We start from the raw sequence: 17,583 nt of genomic DNA on the forward strand, positions 1-17,583 counted from the left end.
ACCGGGTACTCCTTCCTCCGGTCAGCCCGGCGACCCCCGCGTCGCCGGGCTGATTCGTTTGCGCCGGCCCAGGGCGTGACGGCCCGTCATGCAGGGCCTTAAGACCCCCTTAAGCGACCATCCGGGCAGCGGACCGGTACGGTAAGCGTCACCGGTACGGGCGACATCGGTCGGTTCGTGCCGTTCGTTGTCGGTACGCCTACACGTAACACCAGGGCTGTTGTCTGCGATGACCAACTTGGGGGACGGACTGGACGCCGAAGTGGGCGCGGCCGTCGATGGCGACCGCCACGCAATCGAGCGGCTGCTGGCATCCATTCGTCCCTTGGTGGTGCGGTACTGCCGCGCCAGAGTCGGAAGGCAGGAGAGGTCTTTCGCTTCGGCGGACGACGTGGCCCAGGAGGTGTGTCTCGCGGTGCTGACGGCCTTGCCCAGCTATCGCGACCAGGGTCGGCCGTTCTTGGCGTTCGTCTACGGGATCGCCGCGCACAAGGTCGCCGACGCGCATCGCTCAGCCGCCCGGAACCGGTCGGAACCGGTCCCGGAGGTGCCCGACGCCCCCGAGACGGAAGCCGGTCCGGAACAGCGCGCCATGCAGGGCGAGCTGTCCGGCCGCATGGCCCAGCTCCTGAAGATCCTGCCGGAGAAGCAGCGGGAGATCCTGCTGCTCCGAGTGGTCGTCGGCCTGTCGGCCGAGGAGACCGCCGACGCCGTCGGTTCCACGCCGGGCGCGGTGCGGGTGGCGCAGCACCGCGCCTTGGCCCGCCTCCGCAAGACGTTGGCAGCGGAGGAGGTGGTCTGAGTGGCCGACCAGCACGAGAAGGGCGATGGACGAGTCGTGCGCGGACGAGACGAGAGAACCCCGCTCACTTCGGAAGACCCCCCGGTGGAGCCCGGTGACGACCTCGCCGGCATCCGGGCGGACGACGCGCTGCTGGACGCGCTTGGTGGGCGTGGCCAGACGGAGGCGCTCGTCGACGACGAGCTGAACGCGCTGCTGCTCGCGTGGCGGCGCGAGGTGGACAGCCGCCCCGTGGGCGAGCTGGTCGACACCGACACCGCCGTGGCGACCATCGCCGCGGCCCGCCCGCAGCAGCGCAGGCACCGCTTCCTGATCCCCCTCGCGAGCGCCGCCGCCGTGCTGGCGATCGCGTTCACCGGCGTCAGCCTGGTCGCGCGGGACGCCCAGCCGGGCGACGCGCTGTGGGGCCTGACCCGGGTGCTCTACTCGGAGCACGCGCGCTCCGTGGAGGCCGCCGTGACCGTCCGGACCGACCTGGACACCGCCCGCATCGCGTTGCGCGAGGGCCGGTACGGCGACGCCCGCTCGCTGCTGGACCGCGCCGGCCAGGTGCTGCCGTCCATCTCGGTGGACGACGGCAAGGCCGACCTGGAGGAGAAGCACGGCAACCTGTGGCGCGAGCTGACCAGCACGACGCCGCCGCCGGCGAGCACGCCCGCCGGCCACTCCTCGTCGTCCGCGCCCCTGGCGCCGACGACCACCAGCGCCCCGTCCTCGGTGACCCCGGCGCCGTCCACCACCGACGCCACCACCACGACGCAGCCGACACCCACGACGACGACCACGCCGACCACGAACGGCACGGTCCCGACGAGCAACACCCAGACGAGCGGCGGCAACGAGTCCCGCGGCGAGCCCGGCGGCGGCAACACCGGTCAGGTGGGCAACAACACCGGCAACAGCGGCAACAACAGCAACAACACCGCCGCGACCGGCGGCAACTGAAGGACTCCCGCGAACGCCCGCGCCCGGACCGGGGTGCGGGCGTTCGGCGTTCCGGTGTGACGAGTGATTCGTCACATCCCGAGCGGCGTCAGCGCGCGCTCTCGGTCGCCGTCACGCCGTCCGCGTAGCCCCGGCAATACTCCCAGCTGACGTACGCCGCCGGGTCCGGGTCGTACGCGGGCTCGTGCGGGCGCATCCGCCCGTCCGACAGCAGCTGCTCCAGGCTGGACCGCAGCAGCGCCCAGTCGTGGTAGTGCGGCTCCTGGCACTCGCCGCAGTCCACGACGATGCCTCTGACGCCGCGGTGTTCCAGCAGCGCCTGGTAGACGGCCAGGTCGCTCAGGTCGCCGATCAGCTCCGCCCGCTCGACGTCGTCCATCGGCGGGTGGTCGTGATCGTCTTCCGGGTGCCCCAGGGCCCGCGCGGGGTCCTCGGGGTCGCCCGCGAACGGGTCTGGTGGCAACGCGTCGTGCGGCACGACCACGCACGGTACCGGCAGGACCCCCGACCACGTCCAGATACCATGGGCTGAACCCATCGCCGCCTGCGGAAAACCCCAATCCGCGTGCGGCGGGATCACCGCACGACGGAAGGCAAGCCAGCCGCCATGACCAGCGAGCTCAACGCTGACGGAGTCCCGCCCAAGTTCGCCATGCTGGGACTGACCTTCGACGACGTCCTGCTGCTGCCCGCCGAATCCGAGATCGTGCCGAGCGGCGTGGACACCAGCACCAGGATCTCCCGCAACACCACCCTCCGGGTCCCGCTCGCGTCGGCCGCGATGGACACCGTGACGGAGGGCCGGATGGCCATCTCCATGGCCCGTCAGGGCGGCATCGGCGTCCTGCACCGCAACCTGTCCATCGACGAGCAGGCCCGCCAGGCGGAGACCGTGAAGCGGTCCGAGGCGGGCATGGTGAGCGACCCGGTGACGTGCACGCCGGACGACACCATCCGCCACGTCGACCAGCTGTGCGCCCGCTACCGGATCTCCGGCGTCCCGGTGACCGACGAGCAGGGCAAGCTGGTGGGCATCATCACGAACCGGGACATGCGGTTCGAGGTGGACCACAACCGCAAGGTCAGCGAGATCATGACCAAGGGCCCGCTGGTCACCGCCCAGGTGGGCGTGTCGGCGGAGGCCGCGCTCGGCCTGCTGCGCCGCCACAAGGTCGAGAAGCTGCCGATCGTCGACGCCGACAACCGGCTGCGCGGCCTGATCACGGTCAAGGACTTCGTCAAGACCGAGCAGTACCCCAACGCGTCCAAGGACCCGGACGGCCGCCTGCTGTGCGCGGCGGCGATCGGCGTCGGCGAGGACAGCTTCGCCCGCGCCATGGCCCTCGCGGACGCGGGCGTCGACGTGATCATGGTCGACACCGCGCACGGCCACCAGCGCAACGTGCTGGAGATGGTCGCCCGCGTGAAGAAGGAACTCGGCGAGACCGTGGACGTGGTCGGCGGCAACGTCGCGACCCGGGCGGGCGCGCAGGCGCTGGTGGACGCGGGCGCGGACGGCGTGAAGGTCGGCGTCGGCCCCGGCTCCATCTGCACCACGCGCGTCGTGGCGGGCGTGGGCGTGCCGCAGATCAGCGCGATCTACGAGGCGTCGCTGGCGTGCGCGCCCGCGGGCGTGCCGGTGATCGGCGACGGCGGCATCCAGTATTCCGGCGACATCGCCAAGGCCATCGCGGCGGGCGCGAGCACGGTCATGCTGGGCAGCCTCCTCGCGGGCACCGCCGAGTCGCCCGGCGAGCTGGTCCTGGTGAACGGCAAGCAGTTCAAGACCTACCGGGGCATGGGCTCGCTGGCCGCGATGCAGGGCCGCGGCGACGCCAAGTCCTACTCCAAGGACCGGTACTTCCAGGACGACGTGCTGTCCGAGGACAAGCTGGTGCCCGAGGGCATCGAGGGCCGCACGCCGTTCCGGGGCCCGCTGTCGCAGGTGGTGCACCAGCTGGTCGGCGGTCTGCGCGCGGCCATGGGGTACACCGGCTCGAAGACGGTCGCCGACCTCCAGCAGAAGCAGCTGGTGCGCATCACGGCGGCCGGGCTGAAGGAGAGCCACCCGCACGACATCACGATGACCGTAGAGGCTCCGAACTACACCACCCGGTGACGGATCAGGACCACCTGGCTCCGCCCGCTCCACGAGAGGACTAACAAGTGCGCGATCTGGTCGAGATCGGCATGGGCCGGACCGCGAGGCGGGCCTACGAGCTGGACGACGTCGAGATCATCCCGTCCCGCCGGACCCGGTCCTCCAAGGACGTGTCGACGGCGTGGCAGATCGACGCCTACCGGTTCGAGATCCCGCTGATCACGCACCCGACCGACGCGATCGTGTCGCCGGGCACGGCGGTCGCGGTGGGCGAGCTGGGCGGTCTCGGCGTGCTGAACGCCGAGGGCCTGTGGGCGCGGCACGCGGACGTGGAGGACGCCCTGTTCCGGCTGGTGCAGTCGGTGGAGGACACCGACGACCCGGCCGCGCCGGTCAAGGTGCTCCAGGAGCTGCACTCCGCGCCGGTCCGGATGGACCTGATCACCGAGGCGATCAAGCAGGTGCGGGAGTCCGGGGTCACGGTGGCGGTGCGGGTCAGCCCGCAGCGCGCCGCCGAGCTGACGCCGGACCTGCTCGCGGCGGGCGTGGAGGTCCTGGTCGTGCAGGGCACGATCATCTCGGCGGAGCACGTGTCGCGGGACGGCGAGCCGCTGAACCTGAAGTCGTTCATCGCGGACCTCGACATCCCGGTGATCGCGGGCGGCGTGGGCGACTACCGGACGGCGATGCACCTGATGCGCACGGGCGCGGCGGGCGTGATCGTCGGCTACGGCTACACGCCGGGCGTGACCACGACGGACTCGGTGCTGGGCATCGGCGTGCCGATGGCCACGGCCATCGCGGACGCGGCGGCGGCGCGCCGGGACTACCTGGACGAGACCGGTGGCCGGTACGTGCACGTCATCGCCGACGGCGGCGTGCTGACCAGCGGTGACGTGGCGAAGTCGATCGCGTGCGGCGCGGACGCGGTGATGCTCGGCGAACCGCTCGCCGCGGCGGCCGAGGCGCCCGGCCAGGGCCTGTACTGGACGGCGTCGTCGGCGCACCCGTCGGTGCCGCGCAGCCACGTGTCGACGGGCGTGGACCAGGTGGTGGACCTGCGCAGCCTGCTGTTCGGGCCGTCGGTGGACCCGCGTGGCGTGACGAACCTGTTCGGCTCGCTGCGCCGCGCGATGGCCAAGACGGGTTACTCGGACATCAAGGAGTTCCAGAAGGTCGGCCTGACCGTCCGGGGCTGACCGCCGCTCCCCGGCCGCTCGCGGGCGGCCGGGGTCTGGCTGTTACCCGAAGTCACCCCTAACCTGCTCCCATGGGTGAACTCGCCGGTAACAACACCGACTACGACGTCGTGGTGGTGGGATCGGGCTTCGGTGGCAGCGTCGCCGCGCTCCGCCTGACCGAGAAGGGGTACCGGGTCGCCGTCGTCGAGGCGGGTCGCCGGTTCGCCGACGACGAGTTCGCCAAGACCTCCTGGGACCTGCGGCGTTACCTCTGGGCGCCCGCGCTGGGCTGCTACGGCATCCAGCGCATCCACGCTTTGCGCGACGTGGTCGTGCTGGCCGGCGCGGGTGTCGGCGGCGGGTCGCTGGTGTACGCGAACACGCTGTACCGGCCGCTCAAGCCGTTCTACGCGGACCGCCAGTGGGCGCACATCACCGACTGGGAAGCCGAACTCGCGCCGTACTACGACCAGGCGAGCCGGGTGCTCGGCGTCGTGGAGAACCCGACCACCACGCCGTCCGACGAGGTCATGCGGCGGGTGGCGGAGGACATGGGCGTCGCCGACACCTACCACCCGACGCCGGTCGGCGTGTTCTTCGGCGAACCGGGTCGGGTCGCGGAGGACCCGTACTTCGGCGGCGCGGGACCGCACCGCACCGGGTGCGTGGAGTGCGGCGCGTGCATGACCGGCTGCCGGGTCGGCGCGAAGAACACCCTGGTGAAGAACTACCTGTACCTGGCCGAGCGCCACGGCGCCGCGGTGCTGCCGCTGACCACCGTCACCGACCTGCGGCAGGCGGCGGACGGCACGTGGGTGGTGGGCACCCGCCGCACCGGCGCGAAGTTCCGCGCCGGCCGCCACACCATCACGGCGGGCCAGGTCGTGCTGGCCGCGGGCACGTGGGGCACCCAGCAGCTGCTGCACCGGATGAAGGCCGAGGGCGCGTTGCCGCGGTTGTCGGCCCGGCTCGGCGAGCTGACCCGCACCAACTCCGAGTCGATCATCGGCGCGGGCCGGACCACCGTGGACGAGGACCGCGACTTCAGCCGGGGCGTGGCGATCACGTCGTCCATCCACCCCGACGACCGCACCCACATCGAGCCCGTCCGGTACGGCAAGGGCAGCAACGCCATGGGCCTGCTCCAGACGCTCGCCACCGACGGCGGGCGGAGCACGCCCCGGCTGGTCCAGTTCCTGCGCCAGGCGGTGCGCCACCCGGTGCGGTTCGCGCGGGTCCTGTCCGTGCGCCGGTGGAGCGAGCGGACGGTGATCCTGCTGGTGATGCAGAGCCTGGACAACTCCATCACCACCTACCGCCGGCGGGGCCCGTTCGGGTGGCGGCTCACGTCCCGGCAGGGCCACGGCGAGCCGAACCCGTCGTTCATCCCGGCCGGGCACCGGGCGAACCTGCTGGCCGCCGAGCACATCGGCGGCGTGGCGGGCGGCACCTGGGGCGAGCTGTTCGACATCCCGCTGACCGCCCACCTCATCGGCGGCTGCCCGATCGGCTCGGACGCCGGTTCCGGCGTGATCGACCCGTACCACCGGGTCTTCGGGTACCCGAACCTGTCGGTGGTGGACGGCTCGGCGATCTCCGCGAACCTCGGCGTGAACCCGTCGCTGACCATCGCGGCGCAGGCCGAGCGGGCGTTCGCGCTGTGGCCCAACAAGGGCGAGGTGGACGGGCGTCCGGCGCCGGGCGCGGCGTACCGGCGGGTGGCACCGGTGCGCCCGGTGCGGCCCGCCGTGCCGGGGTCCGCGCCCGGCGCGCTGCGGCTGCCGGTCGTCCGGGTGACCTGAAAACGGCCGGTCCGCTCCCCGTGCGGCGGTCCTATGGTGGGAGGCGTGGCAGCGAAGCCGTTTGCGTCCAGCGCCGACCTCGCCCCGAAGGACGAGGAGTTCGTGGAACTCGCGGAGGGCGTCTACGCCCTGACCGCCGAGGGCGACCCGAACGTGGGCGCCGTGGAGGGCGAGGACTTCCTGGTCTGCGTCGAGGCGAGAGCCACCCCCGTCGCGGCCCGGCGGTGGCTGGACCGACTGCGCGAGCACACCGGCAAACCGGTGCGGTACCTGGTGCTCAGCCACTACCACGCGGTGCGGACGCTGGGCGCGAGCGCGTTCGGCGCGGACGAGGTGATCGCGCACGAGCTGACCCGGACCCTCATCGCCGAGCGCGGCAGGCAGGACTGGGAGAGCGAGTACGGCCGGATGCCGCGGTTGTTCGAGGAGCCCTCGTCCATCCCGGGCCTCACCTGGCCGACGCTGACGTTCAGCGACCGCCTCACCATCCCCCTCGGGGGCGACCGGGGCGTGCTGGAGCTGCGGTACTGCGGGCGCGGGCACACGGCGGGCGACATCGTGGCGTGGCTGCCGCACCAGCGCATCCTGTTCGCGGGCGACCTGGTGGAGGCGCAGGCCGCGCTGTACACCGGCGACGCGTTCCACGACGAGTGGGCGACGTCCACTTTGGACACCGTGCACGCGCTCGGCGCGGAGGTGCTGGTCGGCGGGCGCGGCCCGGTGGTGCGCGGCCGGGGCGCGGTGGAGGCGGCGATCGCGCAGTCCCGGCACTTCCTGGACGAGCTGAGGCGCACGGTGGGCGCGGTGCACGAGTCCGGCGGCACGGTGGCGGAGGCGTTCGAGGCGGCGCACCGCGCCCTCGCGCCCCGCTACGGGCGGTGGCCGATCTTCGAGCACTGCCTGCCGTTCGACGTGCAGCGGTACTGGGACGAGTGCGACGGCGTGGACTGGCCGCGCATCTGGACGGCCGAGCGCGACCGCGAGGTGTGGGCCGCGTTGCAGCGCTGAGCGGAGGTGGGCGCGGTGGGCGCGGAACTGCCCGTCGTGGTGGTCGGCGCGGGACCGGTGGGCATGACGGCGGCGTTGCTGCTGGCCCGCGCGGGCATGCCGAGCGTGGTGCTGGAGGCCGCCGCCGAGCGCACCGCCGTCGGCAGCCGGTCCATCTGCGTGCAGCACGACGTGCTCAACGTCCTGGAGCGGGTCGGCGCGGGGCGTGCCGTGGTCGACGCGGGCGTCACCTGGTACCGGGGGCGGACGTTCTACCGGGGTCGCGAGGTGCTGACCGTGGAACTGCCGCGCCGCGAGGGCTTCCCGCCGTTCGTCAACACGCCGCAGACCGAGGTGGAACGCGTCCTCGACGACCTGGTGCGGCGCGAACCGCTGATCGACCTGCGGTGGGGGCGGCGGGTGACCGACCTGCGGCAGGGCGCCACCGTGCGGGTGACCGCCGGGGGCGAGGTGGTCGAGGGCACGCACTGCCTGGCCGCCGACGGCGCCCGGTCCACCGTGCGCGACCTGCTCGGCATCGGGTTCGTCGGCCACTCGTTCGAGGACCTGTTCGTGATCGCCGACATCCGGGTCGACCTCGGGCACGCCGAACCCGAGCGGCTGTTCCACTTCGACCCCGCCTGGCACCCGGGCAGGCAGGTGCTGCTGCACCCGCAACCGGGCGGCGTCCACCGGGTCGACTGGCAGGTGCCCGCCGGGTTCCACCTGGAGCCCGAGCACATCCGCGCCATCACCGGCGACCGCCCGTACGAGGTGCTGTGGCAGTCCACCTACCGGTTCCACCAGCGGCGGGCGACGCGGTTCCGCGACGGCCGCGTGCTGCTGATCGGCGACGCCGCGCACGTGATGAGCCCGTTCGGCGCGCGTGGCCTCAACTCGGGCATCTGCGACGCGGACAACGCCGTGTGGAAGGTCGTGCTGGACCGCCGCGGTGAGGCCGGACCCGCGTTGCTGCCGTCCTACGAGCAGGAGCGCGGCGCCGCCGCCGACGAGAACCTCCGCGTCACCGGGGCCACCATGCGGTTCCTGGTGCCGCGCACCGAGGCCGAGCGCGCTTACCGCCACGAGGTGCTCAGCGGCGGCCGGACCGCCGAGATCGACTCGGGTCGGCTGTTCGAGCCGTTCGCCTACCGCGACTCGCCGCTCACCACGCCCGGCTGCCCGGGTGAACTGGTGGCCGGCAGCCACCGGTGCGGCCCCGGTTTCACGTACGACGGCGGGCGGTTGATCCGCCCGGACGGCCACCTCGCGGCGGTCGACCCGCCCGACCCGGCCGCGGCGCTGCGCCGGGCCACGGGTTTCGTCAGAGGGTGATGTCGGTGAGCACCATGGTGCGCTCCTCGGTGAAGTCCTCCATCGCCGAGCGCACCCCCTCGCGACCGGTGCCCGAGCCCTTCACCCCGCCGTACGGCATCTGGTCGGCCCGGTACGACGGCACGTCGCCGATGATCACGCCGCCGACCTCCAGTTCCGCCGCGGCCCGGAACGCCACCGCCACGTCCCGCGTGAACACGCCCGCCTGCAACCCGTAGTCGGTGGCGTTGGCCTGCTCGAACGCCTCGTCCAGCGACTCCACCACGGACACCGCGAGCACCGGCCCGAAGACCTCCTCCCGCCACAGCTTCGCCGTCGCGGGCACGTCCTGCACCACGGTCGGCTCCACCGAAGCGCCGCTGCGCCCGCCGCCGACGTGCAGCCGCGCGCCGCCGTCGACGGCCTCGGCCACCCACTCCTCGACGCGCCGCGCGTTGTCCTCGTCGATCAGCGGGCCCACCTCGACCTCCGGGTCGTGCGGGTCGCCGGTCCGCAACGCCCGCACCGCCGCGACCAGCTTCGGCACGAACTCCTCCGCCACGTCGCGGTGCACCAGCACCCGCTGCACCGCGATGCACGACTGGCCCGCCTGGTAGTTGCCGAACGTGGCGATCCGCGTCGCCGCCCGGTCCAGGTCCGGCCAGTCGGGGCAGACGATGGCCGCCGAGTTGGAGCCCAGCTCCATCAGCATGTGCTTGCGGGGCGCGGCGTCGGTGAGGGACCAGCCGACCGACGTGGAACCGGTGAACGAGATCACCGGCAGCCGCTCGTCCGCCACCAGGTTCTTCATGTCACCGCCACGCACCGGCAGCACCGAGAACGCGCCCTCCGGCAGGTCGGTCTCCGCCAGCAGCTCACCGAGCAGCAACGCGGACAGCGGCGTGGCGGACGCGGGTTTCACCACCACCGGCGCGCCCACGGCCAGCGCGGGCGCGACCTTGTGCGCCACCAGGTTCAGCGGGAAGTTGAACGGGGCGACGGCCAGCACCGGCCCGCGCGGCACGCGGCGCACCAGGGCGAGCCTGCCCTCGCCGGTGACGTCGGTGTCCAGGCGCTGGAGGTCGCCGGTGAACCGGCGGGCCTCCTCGGCGGCGAACCGGAACGTGGCGACCGCCCGGGTCACCTCGGTGTTCGCCCACTTGAGCGGTTTGCCGTTCTCGGCGGTGATGGTCTCGGCGACCTCCTCGGCCCGCTCCGCCAGCGCCCGCGACACCTGGAGCAACGCCTCCGCGCGCACGTGCGCGGGGGTGCGCCGGAACTCCTTCGCGACCGCCGCGGCTGCCGCCACCGCCCGTTCCACCTGGTCAGGCCCGGGTACGGCGACCGAGGCGACCTCTGTGCCGTCGTAGGGGTGGGAGACGGTGATGGCCTGCGTGCCCTGCTCGGGGTGTCCGGCGATCCAGCAGGGCCGGGGCTGCGGGGTGGTCGCGTCCATGGGGGACAACCTAGGCCGTGCTGAGCACCCCGCGCAGGTCTGAGACGATGTCAGCCGTGTCTGAGAGCAGCAACCGCCCAGTTCTGGTCATCGACTTCGGGGCCCAGTACGCGCAGCTGATCGCCCGCCGCGTGCGCGAGGCCCAGGTCTACTCCGAGGTCGTGCCGCACACGGCGTCGGTGGCCGAGCTGCTGGAGAAGGACCCGGCGGCGATCGTGCTGTCCGGCGGGCCGTCGAGCGTCTACGAGCCGGGCGCGCCGCAGGTCGACCCGAAGCTGTTCGAGGTGGGCGTGCCGGTGTTCGGCATCTGCTACGGCTTCCAGGCCATGGCGGGCGCGCTCGGCGGCACCGTGGAGCACACCGGCACCCGCGAGTACGGCCGCACCGAACTCGGCCTCACCGAGGCGGGCGGCCTGCTGCACGAGGAGCTGCCCGGCAACCACCCGGTGTGGATGAGCCACGGCGACTGCGTGACCAGCGCCCCCGAAGGCTTCACGGTGACCGCGAGCAGCGACGGCGCGCCGGTCGCCGCGTTCGAGGACCGGCGGCGGCGGTTCGCGGGCGTCCAGTACCACCCGGAGGTGGGGCACTCCCCGCACGGCCAGGAGGTGCTGCGCCGGTTCCTGCACGACATCGCGGGCATCCGGCCGCAGTGGACGACGTCATCCATCGTGGACGAGCAGGTGGCGCGCATCCGGGCGCAGGTCGGCGACGGCAAGGCCATCTGCGCCCTGTCCGGCGGCGTGGACTCGGCGGTCGCCGCCGCACTCGTGCAGCGCGCCATCGGTGACCGGCTGACGTGCGTGTTCGTCGACCACGGCCTGCTGCGCGCGGGTGAGCGGGCGCAGGTGGAGCGGGACTTCGTGGCGGCCACCGGCGTGAACCTGGTGACGGTGGACGCGCGGGAGCGGTTCCTCGACGCGCTGGCCGGCGTCACCGACCCGGAGGAGAAGCGCAAGATCATCGGCCGCGAGTTCATCCGCGTGTTCGAGCAGGCCGAGCGCGACCTGACGGCCGAGGGCGACTACCGGTTCCTGGTGCAGGGCACGCTGTACCCGGACGTGGTGGAGTCCGGCGGCGGCTCGGGCGCGGCGAACATCAAGAGCCACCACAACGTCGGCGGCCTGCCGGAAGACCTCCAGTTCACCCTGGTCGAGCCGCTGCGGGCGTTGTTCAAGGACGAGGTGCGCCGGGTCGGCACGGAACTCGGGCTGCCGGAGACGATCGTGCAGCGCCAGCCGTTCCCCGGTCCCGGCCTGGGCATCCGGATCATCGGCGAGGTCACCGCGGCACGCCTGGAGATCCTGCGCAAGGCCGACGCGATCGCCCGCGAGGAGCTGACCAGCGCCGGCCTGGACCGCACGATCTGGCAGTGCCCGGTCGTGCTGCTGGCGGACGTGCGCAGCGTCGGCGTGCAGGGCGACGGCCGCACCTACGGCCACCCGGTGGTGCTGCGGCCGGTGTCCAGCGAGGACGCGATGACCGCCGACTGGACCCGCCTGCCCTACGACGTGCTGGAGCGCATCTCCACCCGCATCACCAACGAGGTGGCGGAGGTCAACCGGGTGGTCCTGGACGTGACGAGCAAGCCGCCGGGCACCATCGAGTGGGAGTGACCCCGGGACGCGACGAAGGCCACCCCGCCGCGTGGCGGGATGGCCTCCTCCGACCCCCGTGATCACTCCATCGATTCCCTCGAACCCCTTCGAACCCCCCTGTCCCCGGCACCGCGGCCACCGCGGCGCCGAAGCTCTCACCTCCGACGTCGGGCGGAGCCCGCGAGCAGCCCCAGGCCGATCACCATCGCGCCGCCGGCCAGGACCCACCTGAGGTCCAGGAAGTCCGGCCACGACGCGCCGTCGGACAGCATGTAGGCGGCGGCGACCAGGGCGGCGGCCCCGAACACCAGCCCCACCACGTCGATTCCCCGCTTCTCGCTCAACTCCTGGTCAGCCACGGCTCACCACCACCTCTCCCACCGCTGCGCGCACGTCCAGCTCCACCTTCAGACCACCGTCGGCCCCGCCGTCCTCGGTGACCGTCGTCGACCGGTTGCGGCCGTCGACGCGCTTCCCGAGGCAGTCCACCGAACCGATCGACGCCTCGCACGTCGCCACGACCTGCGCGTCCGCGGGCACCGTCACCCGCGCGCTGCCCGCGCCGACCTCCACCCGCGTCTTCACCGAGCCGGTCGCGGGCAACCCGGTCAGGTCGACCTCGACGGTGCCGACGTTGGAGTCGTACCGGTCCTCCACCTGGTCCGTCGCGGCCGGTCGGGCCGTCACGTCGCCGAAGCGGTCCGAACCGCCGTACCAGGAGAAGTTCACGCTGGTCAGCACCACGCCGACCAGGCTGAGCGGCACCACCAGCCCGATCAGGCCACGCGCGCCGCCCCGGAACGCGCCGACCAGCAGGCCCAGGCCGAGCGTCGCCACCACCAGGCCGATGGTGTGCTGCGGCGTGAACCACGAGCTGTACGAGGAGGACACCAGCGACCCGGCGAGCACCACCATGGCCAGGCCGAACGTCGCCCCGCCCACGCGCGACCTGCGGCGGCGGCGGACCGGCCGCGGTTGCGGCGCGACGGGTGCCGCCTCGGTCGCCGGCTCGGGCAGGTCCCAGGCGAACGGCGCCGCGCCCAGCGGGTCCCACGCCGGCGGCGTCGTCGTCGTCACGCGGGTCGTCGGGGGATCGGCGGTGTCCACGGTGCTCACCTCGGGTGCAGGGGTCGGACGGTTGACGTGGCCCCGGCCGCGGTGCAGCGCGTAGATCGCGCCGAGGGACAGCAGCACGCCGCCCACCAGGGTGAAGCCGCCGTCCACGAAGAAGCCGGACGCGGGGAACACCGCGAGGCCGAGCAGCACGGTCAGCGGCACCGGGGTCGAGCTGCGGCCCCGGCCGATCAGGGCCTCGGCGGCGGACACCTCGTCGTCGGCCTGCGGCAGCCACAGCCAGCCCAGCAGGTAGATCAGGATGCCCGCACCGTTGCACAGCGCCATGGCCACGAACGCGACGCGCACGATCACCGGGTCGACCTGGTACCGCTCGGCGATACCGGCGGCGACACCCGCGATCTTGCGCCCGCCGTGCGGCCGCCTGGGTCGGCTGACCCAGAAGTCCTTCAGCGTCTCCTCGACGCCCGCTGCGCTCAGGTTCCCGCTCACGGTGACGAGAATGCTGCTTCGGGGGACGATGCACATCGGGGATCCACCCTGAACCGGGTATCGGGTGGAACCCTGATGATTCGATATTGGGCCCGTGTGACGATCGTGGGGTGAGTTCGCAGGTGGACAGCGCGCCGCAGCCGGCCGCGACCAAACCGACCCCGAAACCGGCGCACGCGCCCGAACCGGTGCGCCGCCGGCGTGGCAACCGCGTCGTCGCGGGCGTCGCGGGCGGTGTCGCCGACCACCTCGGCGTCGAGGTCTTCTGGGTCCGGGCGGTGTTCGCCGCGCTCACCGCGCTCAACGGCATCGGCATCGTCGCGTACGGGCTGCTGTGGTTGTTCGTGCCGCAACGCGCGGCCGACACGCCCGAGCCGACCGCCAAGCCGCAGGAGCGGCAGCAGGCGCTCGGCCTCGTCGCGCTGGGCATCGGCGCGGCCGTGGTCAGCGGTCTGCTGACCGGCCCGGTCAGCGGCTGGATCGTGGGGCCGCTGGCGGTGGCGCTGGTCGGCGCGGCCGTGGTGTGGCGGGAGGCCGACGAGGCGCAGCGCAGGCGTTGGCGGGACGGCGCGAAGTCCGGGCTGGTCGGCACCGGCCGGGCCGGGGTGGTGCGGGTGCTGTCCGGGGTGGCGCTGGTCGCCATCGGCATCGGCGTGCTGCTGATCAGCAGCTACGGCATCGACCAGCTCCGGTTCGCGTTGCTCGCGGTGGTGGCCACGCTGGGCGGCGCGGCGGTGCTCACCGTGCCGCTGTGGATCAAGCTGATCAACGACCTGGGCGAGGAGCGCCGGGTGCGCATCCGCACCGAGGAGCGTGCCGAGATCGCCGCCCACCTGCACGACTCGGTGCTCCAGACGCTGGCCCTGATCCAGAAGCAGTCCGAGCACCCGCGTGAGGTCAAGCGGCTCGCGCGTGGCCAGGAGCGGCAGCTCCGGGACTGGCTGTACGGGCGCAGCGTGGACGAGAGCGACCGGCCGACCACCCTGTCCGCGGCCGTCGCCAAGGCGTCCGGCGAGGTGGAGGACCAGTTCGCGCTCGCCGTGCAGCAGGTGGTCGTGGGTGACTGCGACCTCGACCACAACCTGCTGGCCCTGGTGCAGGCGGCCCGCGAGGCGATGGTGAACGCGGCCAAGCACGCGGGTGTCGCCGAGATCAGCGTCTACGGCGAGGTGGAGCCCGAGCGGGTCGCGGTGTTCGTGCGGGACCGGGGCAAGGGCTTCGACCCGGAGCTGGTCCCGGAGGACCGGCATGGCCTCGCCGACTCCATCCGGGGGAGGATGGACCGGCACGGCGGGGAGGTCCGGCTGCGCACCACCCCCGGCGAGGGGACCGAGGTGCAGCTCTACATGCCCCGCAAGACCTCCGGCGCGGCCGGAGCACGGAGTACGGAGGCCGGGACGTGACAGCCGAGAAGACGCCGGTGCGGGTGTTCCTGGTGGACGACCACGCGTTGTTCCGCGCCGGGGTGCGCGCGGAGCTGGACTCGATCACCGACGAGGTGGACGTGGTCGGCGAGGCGGGCTCGGTGGGCGAGGCGGTCGTCGGGATCAACCACGTCAAGCCGGACGTGGTGCTGCTGGACGTGCACATGCCGGAGGGCGGTGGCGCGGAGGTGCTGCGGCAGGTCCGCACGACGCTGCCGGACGTGGTGTTCCTGGCGTTGTCGGTGTCCGACGCGGCCGAGGACGTGATCGCGGTGATCCGGGCGGGCGCGCGTGGCTACGTGACCAAGACGATCTCCAGCCAGGAGCTGGTGCGCGCGGTGGTGCGGGTGTCCGACGGCGACGCCGTGTTCAGCCCCCGGCTGGCGGGTTTCGTGCTGGACGCGTTCGCCGACCGGCCCGGCGCGGCCCCCATCAGCGACCCCGAGCTGGACCTGCTGACGCCCCGCGAGCGTGACGTGCTGCGGCTGCTGGCGCGTGGCTACGCGTACAAGGAGATCGCGTCGGAGCTGTTCATCTCGGTGAAGACCGTGGAGACCCACGTGTCGAGCGTGCTGCGCAAGACGCAGCTCTCCAACCGCTACGAGCTGTCCCGCTGGGCCTCGGACCGCAGACTGGTCTGAGGCCCGGCGGGTTTGTGATCGCATCGACGCGCATCGGCCCCGGTGGGACGTCGATGCGCGGAGTTCCGCGCCCGCCGGTGTGAGGCCCGGCGGGACTCGGGTCGGTTTCCCCTGCCGACGCGCGCCGAGGCGCCGTCGCCGACCCGTTCGACCGGGTCGCCCACCGTCCCCCGGGATCCCCTGGCGCTCCGGGAGGAGGTCGGCGACCGGGTCAGTTGGTGGAGACCAGCTTGGCCAGCTCGCGGTCGAAGTCGATCCAGAGGTCCTCCTCGCCGGGCTGGACCACGTCGTAGGTGAGGTCCAGGAACTCGGCGATGTCCTCGGCACGAGCGGACAGGATGGCGAACCCGGTGGGCGCGTTCAGCTCCAGCAGGACGCGCTCGGGGTCGTCGGCGGCGGGCCGGACCAGGATGTCGCCCTCGCCGGACGCGGTCAGCAGGCCGTCGGCCAGCAGGTCGCGGGCGAAGATCCACTCGACCTTGCCCTGACCGGTGTGGAACAGGACGGCGACCGCGTACGGGTCCTCGGGTTCGTAGTGCAGCTCGGCTTCCACCGGTGCCGGCGCGACCCCCGGGACCAGGAGGTGGAACGTGGTGCTGGCGGTGATGCTCTCGGCGCTCATGGTTGTGGAGTCCTTCCCGTGTTTCACCCTCACTGGAGAGGAGACGTCCGGGGAGGCGATTCGGGACGTGGTTCGCCCGAACACCACGCGATCGGGGGAGACCTGGCTCTCAGGTCCACCCGTTTGCCCACATCGCCCGTCTCAGATGGCCATACCGGTGAGTAACCCAGCGTTATCGCAGGTCACTTGAGCGTAGTCACCGGAGCGCGGTCGGTCGGAATGATCGCGGTCGCGGGCTGCTTGCGGGTCAGCGCGACGCCCACCAGGACCACGACCATGCCCACCACGACCCGCACGCCGATCGCTTCGCCGAGGAACGCCGCGCCCAGCAGGACGGACACCACGGGCAGCAGGTAGCCGACGGTCGTGGCGTTCGTCGCGCCCTCGTCCTCGATCAGCCGGTAGTTCAGGACGAACGCGAAGCCGGTGCCGAACACGCCGAGCACCGCCACGGCGACCAGCGGCTGCCAGCTCAGGTGCACCGGCTGGAGCCCGCCGACCGGCACGGCCAGCGCGGTGAGCCCGCTCGCCGCGGTGAGCTGCGCGGCGGAGAGCTGCATGGACGACATGCCGCGCCCGGAGATCGTGCGGCCGATGTAGGTGTAGGCGACCGCGTACGACGCGGCGGCGGCCAGGCACGCCAGCGCGCCCCAGCTCGCGAGGCCCGCCTTCTCCCACGGCGCGAAGATCAGCAGGGTGCCCGCGAAGCCCAGCCCCAGCCCCGCGAGCCGCGCCGGGTGCCGCTGCCGCTCGAAGCCCAGCAGCAGGCCGATCGCGAGCGTCCACAGCGGCGTGGTGGCGTTCAGGACGCCCGCGACGCCGGAGTCGACGGTCTGCTCACCGATCGCGAACAGGATGAACGGGATGGCGTTGGCGAACGTCGCCGCGACCAGCAGGTGCCGCCACGCGGTCCGGCCGCGCGGCAGCCGCTGCCCGCGCACGTGGAGCAGGACGACCAGCACCGCCGCGCCGAGCAGGGTGCGCACGAGGGCGATCTGCACCGGGGACAGGCCGGTCAGCGCGATCTTGATCCAGAGGAAGCTGGAACCCCAGAGCAGGGCGAGGACACCCATCCTGATCAACGTCCCGGGACTGTTCACCGGCACACTTTGCGCGCGGGCGACCCAACAGCACAAGTGAATAA

Annotated in this window: 16 protein-coding genes; 10 read left to right on the forward strand and 6 right to left on the reverse strand. The window is 72.7% G+C overall.

What is annotated here, in order from left to right; translation table 11 throughout:
- Window positions 1–229: 229 nt before the first annotated feature.
- Window positions 230–802 carry a sigma-70 family RNA polymerase sigma factor gene (locus KZQ38_RS02615; RefSeq protein ID WP_121009685.1) on the forward strand — a complete coding sequence of 191 codons (573 nt, stop codon included), beginning with the start codon at window positions 230–232 and terminating at the stop codon, window positions 800–802.
- Window positions 803–886: 84 nt separating this feature from the next.
- Window positions 887–1,747, forward strand: coding sequence for an anti-sigma-D factor RsdA (locus tag KZQ38_RS02620; protein ID WP_308258203.1), 861 nt, complete (start codon window positions 887–889; stop codon window positions 1,745–1,747).
- An 88-nt stretch (window positions 1,748–1,835) separates the two neighbouring features.
- On the opposite strand, the gene KZQ38_RS02625 is transcribed toward KZQ38_RS02620, so the two are convergent.
- Window positions 1,836–2,285: a DUF5319 domain-containing protein gene (locus KZQ38_RS02625; protein ID WP_219437971.1), complete on the reverse strand. Its 450-nt coding sequence runs from the start codon at window positions 2,283–2,285 to the stop codon at window positions 1,836–1,838.
- Between the two features lie 69 nt (window positions 2,286–2,354).
- Between KZQ38_RS02625 and guaB the strand changes: the two genes are divergently transcribed.
- The 5 genes from guaB to KZQ38_RS02650 all read left to right on the forward strand — a co-directional run bounded on the left by guaB (window position 2,355) and on the right by KZQ38_RS02650 (window position 9,153).
- Window positions 2,355–3,866 (forward strand): IMP dehydrogenase, encoded by a 1,512-nt coding sequence (gene guaB, locus KZQ38_RS02630; RefSeq protein ID WP_219437974.1) that lies wholly within the window; start codon window positions 2,355–2,357, stop codon window positions 3,864–3,866.
- Window positions 3,867–3,913: 47 nt separating this feature from the next.
- On the forward strand, window positions 3,914–5,047 hold the full coding sequence (locus KZQ38_RS02635) for a GuaB3 family IMP dehydrogenase-related protein (protein ID WP_219437976.1): 1,134 nt from the start codon (window positions 3,914–3,916) through the stop codon (window positions 5,045–5,047).
- Window positions 5,048–5,118: 71 nt separating this feature from the next.
- Window positions 5,119–6,831: a GMC family oxidoreductase gene (locus KZQ38_RS02640; protein ID WP_219437978.1), complete on the forward strand. Its 1,713-nt coding sequence runs from the start codon at window positions 5,119–5,121 to the stop codon at window positions 6,829–6,831.
- A gap of 45 nt (window positions 6,832–6,876) precedes the next feature.
- The gene (locus tag KZQ38_RS02645) at window positions 6,877–7,839 is read left to right on the forward strand and encodes an MBL fold metallo-hydrolase (RefSeq protein ID WP_219437980.1); all 963 of its coding nucleotides are present in this window, start codon (window positions 6,877–6,879) and stop codon (window positions 7,837–7,839) included.
- 15 nt (window positions 7,840–7,854) lie between these two features.
- Window positions 7,855–9,153 (forward strand): FAD-dependent monooxygenase, encoded by a 1,299-nt coding sequence (locus KZQ38_RS02650; protein WP_219437981.1) that lies wholly within the window; start codon window positions 7,855–7,857, stop codon window positions 9,151–9,153.
- On the opposite strand, the gene KZQ38_RS02655 is transcribed toward KZQ38_RS02650, so the two are convergent.
- Complete coding sequence (locus tag KZQ38_RS02655) at window positions 9,143–10,588, reverse strand: aldehyde dehydrogenase family protein (RefSeq protein WP_219437983.1); 1,446 nt, start codon at window positions 10,586–10,588, stop codon at window positions 9,143–9,145. The genes KZQ38_RS02650 and KZQ38_RS02655 overlap by 11 nt on opposite strands.
- A 47-nt stretch (window positions 10,589–10,635) precedes the next feature.
- Between KZQ38_RS02655 and guaA the strand changes: the two genes are divergently transcribed.
- On the forward strand, window positions 10,636–12,204 hold the full coding sequence (gene guaA, locus KZQ38_RS02660; RefSeq protein ID WP_219437985.1) for a glutamine-hydrolyzing GMP synthase: 1,569 nt from the start codon (window positions 10,636–10,638) through the stop codon (window positions 12,202–12,204).
- 137 nt (window positions 12,205–12,341) lie between these two features.
- Here the strand turns inward: guaA and KZQ38_RS02665 are convergent, their stop codons facing one another.
- Together KZQ38_RS02665 and KZQ38_RS02670 are read right to left on the reverse strand one after the other, a co-directional pair.
- Complete coding sequence (locus KZQ38_RS02665) at window positions 12,342–12,545, reverse strand: hypothetical protein (protein WP_219437988.1); 204 nt, start codon at window positions 12,543–12,545, stop codon at window positions 12,342–12,344.
- On the reverse strand, window positions 12,538–13,752 hold the full coding sequence (locus KZQ38_RS02670) for a PspC domain-containing protein (RefSeq protein WP_308258204.1): 1,215 nt from the start codon (window positions 13,750–13,752) through the stop codon (window positions 12,538–12,540). Before KZQ38_RS02670 ends, KZQ38_RS02665 begins: the two co-directional genes overlap by 8 nt.
- A 110-nt stretch (window positions 13,753–13,862) precedes the next feature.
- Between KZQ38_RS02670 and KZQ38_RS02675 the strand changes: the two genes are divergently transcribed.
- On the forward strand, window positions 13,863–15,155 hold the full coding sequence (locus KZQ38_RS02675) for an ATP-binding protein (RefSeq protein WP_219437992.1): 1,293 nt from the start codon (window positions 13,863–13,865) through the stop codon (window positions 15,153–15,155).
- Window positions 15,152–15,817 (forward strand): response regulator, encoded by a 666-nt coding sequence (locus tag KZQ38_RS02680; RefSeq protein WP_219437994.1) that lies wholly within the window; start codon window positions 15,152–15,154, stop codon window positions 15,815–15,817. The genes KZQ38_RS02675 and KZQ38_RS02680 overlap by 4 nt, the downstream gene beginning before the upstream one ends.
- A 211-nt stretch (window positions 15,818–16,028) precedes the next feature.
- Here the strand turns inward: KZQ38_RS02680 and KZQ38_RS02685 are convergent, their stop codons facing one another.
- Together KZQ38_RS02685 and KZQ38_RS02690 are read right to left on the reverse strand one after the other, a co-directional pair.
- The gene (locus KZQ38_RS02685) at window positions 16,029–16,439 is read right to left on the reverse strand and encodes an SsgA family sporulation/cell division regulator (RefSeq protein WP_219437996.1); all 411 of its coding nucleotides are present in this window, start codon (window positions 16,437–16,439) and stop codon (window positions 16,029–16,031) included.
- Between the two features lie 182 nt (window positions 16,440–16,621).
- Window positions 16,622–17,545, reverse strand: a complete 924-nt coding sequence (locus KZQ38_RS02690) for a DMT family transporter (RefSeq protein ID WP_308258205.1) — start codon at window positions 17,543–17,545, stop codon at window positions 16,622–16,624.
- Between the last annotated feature and the right edge of the window lie 38 nt (window positions 17,546–17,583).

The organism is Saccharothrix obliqua (genome assembly GCF_019375475.1).
Classification (GTDB): domain Bacteria; phylum Actinomycetota; class Actinomycetes; order Mycobacteriales; family Pseudonocardiaceae; genus Actinosynnema; species Actinosynnema obliqua.